The 830-nt window shown below is 64.5% G+C and carries 1 protein-coding gene; it reads left to right on the forward strand.

Going from position 1 to position 830, the window contains the following annotated elements; all coding sequences use genetic code 11:
* The coding region (locus tag JCM25156_RS26250; protein ID WP_034961256.1) for a glycosyltransferase family 2 protein at positions 1 to 830 on the forward strand (830 nt) is incomplete at both ends.

Genomic DNA, 830 nt, shown 5'->3' on the forward strand with positions numbered 1-830 from the left:
CCCGGTGACGAGGAACAGGCCCGCGCCCTGTTCCGCCACATGTGCGCCATGCGCCTGCCGCTGCTGCTGGATGGACGCATTGATTTCAGCACCGATGCCCCGCCCGCGCTCAGCGTGATTATCGTCGCGCATAACCAGTTTGAAATGACCCTGTCCACGCTGGCCTCGCTGCGGGCGAACTATTCTGGGGCGATGCAGGTCATCGTGGTGGATTCCGGATCGCGTGATGGCGTGGCCAGTATCGAGCGCCATGTAAAGGGCATCGAAGTCCTGCGCTACGCGGGCAATATCGGCTTCGTGCGCGGCTGCAACGCGGCCCTGCGCCATGCGCGCGCGCCTGCGACACTTTACCTGAACAACGATGTGGACCTGCAATACGGCGCGGTGGCCAACGCGCTCTCACGTCTCATGGCGGCGGAGACGACCGGCGCGGTGGGCGGTCGCGTGGTCCGGACCCATGGCCTGCTGCAGGAAGCGGGCAGCATCGTCTGGCGCGACGGATCGGTGCAGGGCTACATGCGCGACGCCCACCCGGCGGTGCCGGAGGCCGGTTTCCTGCGCATGGTGGATTTCTGTTCGGGCGTGTTCCTGATGGTCCGCACCGAGATACTTCAGGTGCTGGACGGATTTGATGAAAGTTTCGCCCCTGCGTATTTCGAGGAAACCGACCTGTGCATGCGCATCCGCGCGCTGGGCTATCGCATTCTGTATGACCCGGCCATCTGTATCGTGCATTATGAATGCGCCACGTCGGACGCCACCAGCGCATCACGGCTGATCGCGCGCAACAGCGCGGTGTTCACCCGCAAGCATGCCGGAGCACTGCGGCG

This window comes from Komagataeibacter kakiaceti JCM 25156 (assembly GCF_000613305.1).